The organism is Oleiphilus sp. HI0123, from assembly GCF_001635315.1.
The window spans coordinates 1-6745 of sequence record NZ_LWGE01001043.1; the positions used below are offsets into that span (position 1 = coordinate 1).

General features: G+C 44.3%; 7 protein-coding genes. 4 read left to right on the forward strand and 3 right to left on the reverse strand.

Annotated elements, in window-relative coordinates:
* Positions 1 to 1452: tRNA uracil 4-sulfurtransferase ThiI (thiI, locus tag A3761_RS09135; protein ID WP_068750130.1), on the reverse strand; the 1452-nt coding region annotated here is incomplete at its 3' end.
* A 250-nt stretch (positions 1453 to 1702) separates the two neighbouring features.
* A complete protein-coding gene (locus tag A3761_RS09140) occupies positions 1703 to 2020 on the reverse strand; it encodes a cytochrome c (protein WP_197470243.1) in 318 nt (105 codons plus the stop codon).
* Positions 2021 to 2522: 502 nt separating this feature from the next.
* Here A3761_RS09140 and A3761_RS09145 point away from each other — a divergent pair.
* From A3761_RS09145 to A3761_RS09160, 4 genes are all read left to right on the forward strand, one after another.
* Positions 2523 to 2963 (forward strand): methylglyoxal synthase, encoded by a 441-nt coding sequence (locus A3761_RS09145; protein WP_068515959.1) that lies wholly within the window; start codon positions 2523 to 2525, stop codon positions 2961 to 2963.
* A gap of 191 nt (positions 2964 to 3154) precedes the next feature.
* Positions 3155 to 4180 carry a putative solute-binding protein gene (locus A3761_RS09150; RefSeq protein ID WP_068515961.1) on the forward strand — a complete coding sequence of 342 codons (1026 nt, stop codon included), beginning with the start codon at positions 3155 to 3157 and terminating at the stop codon, positions 4178 to 4180.
* Between the two features lie 85 nt (positions 4181 to 4265).
* Complete coding sequence (locus tag A3761_RS09155; RefSeq protein WP_068750133.1) at positions 4266 to 6017, forward strand: hypothetical protein; 1752 nt, start codon at positions 4266 to 4268, stop codon at positions 6015 to 6017.
* Between the two features lie 14 nt (positions 6018 to 6031).
* The gene (locus A3761_RS09160; RefSeq protein WP_068515970.1) at positions 6032 to 6445 is read left to right on the forward strand and encodes a copper chaperone PCu(A)C; all 414 of its coding nucleotides are present in this window, start codon (positions 6032 to 6034) and stop codon (positions 6443 to 6445) included.
* A gap of 9 nt (positions 6446 to 6454) precedes the next feature.
* Here A3761_RS09160 and A3761_RS09165 read toward each other — a convergent pair.
* A partial coding sequence (locus A3761_RS09165; RefSeq protein ID WP_156491775.1) for a TRAP transporter large permease subunit occupies positions 6455 to 6745 on the reverse strand: 291 nt, incomplete at its 5' end.

The window sequence follows — 6745 nt, forward strand, 5'->3', positions numbered from 1 at the left end:
CACCCCTATTTTTTCGTAGCCCATGCCTTTTAAGTGACTGGCATGCAGCTGACTCATCGTACCTTTTTCACAGTAAAGCAGATACTGCTGATCAGCTTCAAGTTGATCCAATTTGGACATCAGTTCATAAAACGCAATGTTCTTGATTTCATTATTCGTCAAAACAAGCGGACTTTTTTCAACTTCGTCCGGGTGGCGGATATCGATAATCACATCATCAACCTCAGGCACATTCACCAAATCAACTTCAGCGATGGTTTGGATTCTTGACATCACTTCATCGATTTTAGTGCTCACCCGCTGTTCTACTGCGCGCTCGAGTACTTCAAAGTCAAAGTTATCTTCTTCTTCCAGAATTCGTTCCATCTTGGCACGAGTTGTTGGGCGATCGGAGATCACACCACAATATTCCGGCATATTCTTGGCAAATTCTTCTGTACCGATTTTTGCTGACAAAGAGATAATATCTTGTTTATCCATGGTAATAAGCGGGCGTAATACCAAGGTATCGGTGACTTTATTAATCACACTCATGTTTGCCAAGGTCTGACTGGATACCTGCGCAACGCTATCCCCCATAACCAGGGCCTCGATGCCCATCTGATCCGCAACCTTTTCTGCTGCCCGCAACATCATACGTTTGAGGATAACGCCCATTTGCGAGTGATGTACATTCTTTAGTATCTCAGCAACCACCTCTTCAAAAGGCACAGCAACAAATTTCACGCGATGTGAAACGCCGTATTTCTCCCATAAATATAAAGCGACCTGTTTAACACCAATCTCATGCGCGGCTCCGCCCAGATTGAAAAAGCAGAAATGCGTCTTCAAGCCTCTTTTCATGGTTAAGTAGCTGGCAACTGTCGAATCAAAACCACCAGACATGAGTGACAACACGTCGTCCTGTGCACCTATCGGATAACCGCCCAGGCCTTCATAGCGTTGTTCGATTATATAAAGATCCGAGTCCCGGACTTCCAGCATGACCGTCACTTCAGGATTATGTAGATCTACACCCGCAGTCTCTCCTGCTCGCAGTAAACCGCCCCCTACATAACGTTCTAACTCATGGGAGGTAAAAGAGTGCTGACCGGCACGCTTAATACGCACAACAAAGCGCTTGCCTTTAAGCTCCTCGCCCAGAGCACGATGAGTATGCTCTACAATTTCGTCAAAGTTGTCATCGATATTATCAATCTGATAGCGCTGCACTCGAAGAATATTTGCAATACCCGGAATACGCTGAAGGGTAGCCGCTAGGTTCTCAGCTTTTTCTTGAGAATCGTCATTCAGGTTAACTTCGATCTTATCCCAAAAACCCTGAACCTTGACGTCTTCAAACTCTTTCTTTAACACAGCACTGATATTTTGCCGAAGCTGTTTTACCAAGCGCTGCCTGACTGGCTTGCTCTTAATGGTAATTTCTGGAAACAGTTTGACGACAAATTTCATATAAATCTCACAACAAATCAGGTTTAAGGCATTCTAAAAACGAGACTTATTCTAACCTGATTTTGTTCAATCACTAAGCAAAAATGCACACAGAGGAGTAGATGAGAACAATCTATGAATATAAAGCAGAAAAATGCTAGCTATGAAGGAGGGGAAAGAACTTGTAGGCACCTTAGGAACTACCCTACCCGATGAGTATGGTTTCCCAGCTACCTACAAGTTAACTAAATGGCCTGAGGAACAAACAAGACTATTTTAAAGAAGCGTAGTAAGCCGCTAAATTATCAATATCAGCGTCACTCAATGCAGCTGCCTGGCCCTGCATGATTGCCGCCATACCACCGTTACGCTGCTTGGTTTTATAAGCTTTCAGTGAGCTCACCAAATAAGCTTCGTTTTGTCCTGCCAAATTAGGGTAAGTTGGAATAGCTGCAATACCGGCAGCACCATGACAGGCTGCACATACTGCTGATTTAGCTTTACCCGCAGCAGCATCACCTGCTACAACACTTCCACTTACTGCAAGTGAACCCGCTACCAAAACCGATGTAACTAGCTTTCTCATCATTATTTCTCTCTCTATTTTTACCAAGGTTTTACCTTAATCCGACAATCCATCGTATTATCAGCGTAATGCACATAGCTTAGCTCAAGGGACAATATTTGTCATGAGACTTCAGCGGCACAACAGCATCTTATTACATAGCACGAAGCTATCTCTACCCGGTTTCCGGCTTACTTGACCTGAGTCAACTGGTATTGCTATCAAGTACGTTATATTGAACCTATAGCGTCAAGTATTAGTCTTGATCGCTCGTTTTAATCAAGTGTGGTAACTTGTTATGCCTCGGTTTTCCGGGGCTTTTTTTTGCCTAAGCATTCACCATCCTGGGCCAATACAGCCAAATAATGTCACAAATTTGCAATAGCTTTTAAGTAATTTATATACAAAGCAAAATCTTAGCTAGACTTATATTTTAAGACGGCCCTGAAAACCTACGTTGGCTTCCAGGGCCTCTCTATCACTTTCCAAGAATGATAATAATGAGTGAGACAACTCGGGACACAGAATGAATCCAATTGAAAATATCGCTTTAATCGCTCACGATAATCGTAAAAGCGACCTTGTTGCTTGGCTAAACCAGCATATCGAAGCTTTAAGTAGCTGCCAGTTCACTACGACAGGAACAAGCGGTAAGCTCATCGAAGAAAAAACAGGCCTAAGCGTGAACCGTGTTCAAAGCGGCCCTTTAGGTGGTGACCAGCAAATAGGCGCACTAATTGCTGACGGCAAAATTGATTTGCTGATCTTTTTTTGGGATCCACTCGAACCCATGTCTCATGACCCGGATATTAAAGCGCTACTCCGACTGGCAACGCTTTGGAATATTCCCGTCGCGTGTAACAAGAGCACCGCTGACTTTATCGTCCATTCTCCACTAATGAATAATTATCAGCGCGAAACACCCGATTTCAGTGATTATCAAAATCGACCAATAGTCACGAAATAATACTTTTGAGACTTCCTACCTTTCCGTAGAGGGCCTATTTCGGTTAGGATTCTTATCTCTAAAGATGCACGCCTAAATTATATAGGGCCCTGTATAACCTGCAGGTCCTTGTTCCAAGGGAACTATTAATCATTTTCTTAGGCTGCTCTACCTGACACACTCCAGATAGATAAGAGAAAGCAGTGAATAATATGATCTCCTCAAGCAAGCGCCGTCTGCCGATGACTTTGATAGTACTCAGCCTTTTAGCAATTTCTAACAGCTCTTTCGCTAGCCAGCTATCTCCACTTACTATGTGTGTATTTGACTTCGTGGGTCATGACGGCCCGGTACACAAGCGTATGAAGGAATTCAAAATCGATGCAACACGCTGGGGCGTAGACCTTTCTTTCAAAGTTTATACAGATGACCGTGTTGCCTCTGAAGAGTTCAAGAACGGTGTTTGTGATATGTTGAACCTGCCAGGTATTCGCGCACGAGAATATAATGACTTTACTGGTTCTATCAATGCTGTCGGCGCGATCCCCACATACAAACACTTAGGTATGATCATTAAAACCTTGAGTAGCCCAAAAGCTGGAAAGCTTATGCGCAAGGGCGAATACGAAGTTATCGGCATATCGCCAATCGGTGCCATTTTTCTATTCGTAAAAGACAGAGATATTAGCGTACCTTCAGATTTGGCTGGCAAGAAAGTAACAGTGCTCGACAATGCACCTGAAACAGGCTACCTGGCTGAGAAGATCGGCTTAACCCCCGTGTCCTCAAGTATTATGAATGCTTTGCAGAAGTTTAATAACCATGCTGTAGATATTACGGGTGCGCCTGGTCTGGCTTATGAGCCTATGGAAATGTATAAAGGCCTTGAACCAAATGGTGGCATCATTAACTGGCCCAGTCTCCAGGTGACTATGCAGCTAATCGTTCGCTGGAAAAAGATTCCTGATGGCTTTGCCCAGAAGACTCGCACATTACTGGCAAATAAATACCTTAGTGATATCAAATCAATTGAGCAGAGCGAGCAAACTATCCCCGAGAAATATTGGATCAATATTTCAGATCAAGCTAAGGATGAGTGGAATGAACTATTTCGTGAAAGCCGTTTAGCCTTGCGGGACAGAAATGTATACAACGCAAAAGCGTTAACCTTGTTCAGAAAAGTTCGCTGTAAAGTCGACCCCAACTTGGCTGAGTGTACTTCTAAAGATAAGGAATAATTTCATTTGGGGTGACGGTCTCCGTTCGGAAATGCATTAGCTGCCACCCCAGTTTCATAATCGTAAAATAACAAAAACGATTCTTATGGACGTAGCAAGCCGCTGGCTCAAGCGCTGTCTATCGCTGACTGTTCTGATACTTTTACTCGGCACGGTAACAGCAGGTACCAGCGAAAACATTAATGCACAAATGCTCAAACTAGGAATTTATCTGTGGGATGACTACTTCATTCTACGTGGAGAAGAGCCTAAGCCTGAATGCAACCCAAAGCCTGATATAGAGCTGCAACTGGATGAACTTGAGCGCGAATTCAATGCCGAGAACCAGGACTTTGAGCTGCTCGCTGACGAGTTTAACCGCGATGCTGCACGTAGCTCTCTACTAAAGCAAGTTAAGGTCTGCCAAAGTAAACACCAAGCGGCACAAACCTACCTGGCGCAAACAGACATTTGGGTTAGAGCCTTCGCGAGCATCGAAGCTTCCTTCGCTCAAATCAGCTTATTTTCAATTAACCAGCAAAAATCCATGCTGATCATCCTGCTACTCCTATGTGCCACCTACGCAACCTGGCGCAATGAGCATATTGCCTTCAGAGGCATTCGAAACAAGCATGAACACTACTTTTCTTATGCTGCGCAAACACTCGCGGCACTGAGCTTGTTTTATTCCAGCTATCGATTTTATAAGGACGCAGAAGACGCTGGAGCAAGCCTTAGTTCACCCGAACTCCTTGCTACGCTTATTGTCGGTAGCGCCGTGCTAAGTCTAGTGAGTTTCATCAAGCTTTTTAAAACCCGGCACCTAAGTAAACAAAACACTTCTCCCTTTAGAATGGTGCTTACAGTTCCCATTCAAACCTGGATGCTTCTGGCAGCTGCGTATCATTTTTTTGTCAACGAAGAGCATGCTCCTGGCATCAGCATGTACTTTACTCAGATATTCCAACTGACTAATCTACATCTGACGATCGCTCTCTATATATGGGTCGGAATGCTGCTTAAAGAGACCTTGCTTGGCGCGAAGCTTTTTGATGTCTTTAAACCCTGGAACTTTCCCCCTGAAATACTGGCCTGCATCGCCATCGCATTAATGGCTGTACCAACTGCTTATACAGGGGCCTCAGGTATTATCATTATTGCCATGGGTGCTGTGGTTTATCAGGAGTTGAGGCGTGTTGGTACTCGGCGTCAGCTTGCACTGGCGGTCACCGCAATGACCGGAAGCTCAGGCGTTGTATTAAGGCCCTGCCTGTTGGTAATCGGTATTGCCATTCTCAACAAAGAAGTCTTGAGTGATGATTTGTTTTATTGGGGAAGCCGGGTTTTCATGCTAACGCTTGCAGTGTTTTTTATGTTTGCCATGCTGACTCGACGTGGGCCTTTAAGCATCGCACCTTTTAGCGAAGCATTTCAGCCTTCTATTACAAAGTTTCGAGCACTGCTTCCTTATATCATCATTATTGCGCTCAGCATGTTGATTTACGCCGTATTGTTGAATGCCTATCTTGATGAATTTTCAGCCCCGATTATCCTCCCCGTTATTATGTTCGCCTTTATTATTTATGAACGTAAGTTCAGCCGGGACTTTGAGCAGCAAAATAAGACCTTGAATGTTAGCCCCAATATCGTATCGGCGTTTAACAATGCTATTGGCAATTCTTCGGTGCAAATTGGCGCGCTACTGATGCTAATGGCTTGCTCTTTTACGATTGGCGGCATTCTAGAACGGAGCGGTAGTGGTTTATCCATACCCGAAGGCTTTGAGTCAGTTTATCTAACCATGCTGGTTTTAGTCTTGTTTCTGGTTGTAATGTGCAGGTCTTTGCAAGCGAGCTAAGGTAATAGGAGTTGATGATGAACTTTTTTAAAATTGCGGTGATGGCGGTATTATTGATTGCCGGTCATGCCCGTGCAGAAATAAGCGTTGAAGGTGAGTGGGTGCGCTTATTGCCGCCGATGGTTAAAACCACTGCAGCGTATATGACCCTAACCAGTTCCATCGACGATACGCTGGTTTCAGCTTCAAGCCCTCAGGCATCCATGGTTGAGTTACACCTTTCCTCAATGTCTAATGGGGTGATGTCTATGGATCATGTTGAAGAGATTGCGCTGTTGAAGGGACAGCCTTTAAAGCTTGCACCAGGTGGTTACCATCTGATGCTAATGGGCTTAAAGGCAAGCTTGAAGGAAGGTGATACTTTCCAGCTGCACTTACAGTTTGCCAAATCAGGTGAGCTAATTGTTAACGCTGAAGTTAAGCAATAAATAGCCTGTTTAGTAAAACATAAACGGCGTAAAGGCGACTAATAATAAGGTGGTCGACATCACCATTAGCGGTAACAAGATACGCTCATGGCGATAGTAAAAACTATCGCCTTCACTTAGTGCCAAATCAACCTCCTGACTACCAACCACTTGCCGTGTTAACAAATGGTTCAAAGAGACCGGTGGGCTCAGGTAACCCAACTCAAACGCTACCAGGCAGGTCATCCAAAAATGTATAGGGTTAATTCCATGCTCATAAGCTAGCGGTGCGACAAGCCCTGAGACCAAAATCAGAGCACC

Excerpts from the sequence above, each read along its gene's own strand:
- A3761_RS09140 (WP_197470243.1), bottom strand. The coding sequence starts at position 2,020 with ATGATGAGAAAGCTAGTTACATCGGTTTTGGTAGCGGGTTCACTTGCA.
- A3761_RS09145 (WP_068515959.1), top strand. The coding sequence starts at position 2,523 with ATGAATCCAATTGAAAATATCGCTTTAATCGCTCACGATAATCGTAAA.
- A3761_RS09150 (WP_068515961.1), top strand. The coding sequence starts at position 3,155 with ATGATCTCCTCAAGCAAGCGCCGTCTGCCGATGACTTTGATAGTACTC.
- A3761_RS09155 (WP_068750133.1), top strand. The coding sequence starts at position 4,266 with ATGGACGTAGCAAGCCGCTGGCTCAAGCGCTGTCTATCGCTGACTGTT.
- A3761_RS09160 (WP_068515970.1), top strand. The coding sequence starts at position 6,032 with ATGATGAACTTTTTTAAAATTGCGGTGATGGCGGTATTATTGATTGCC.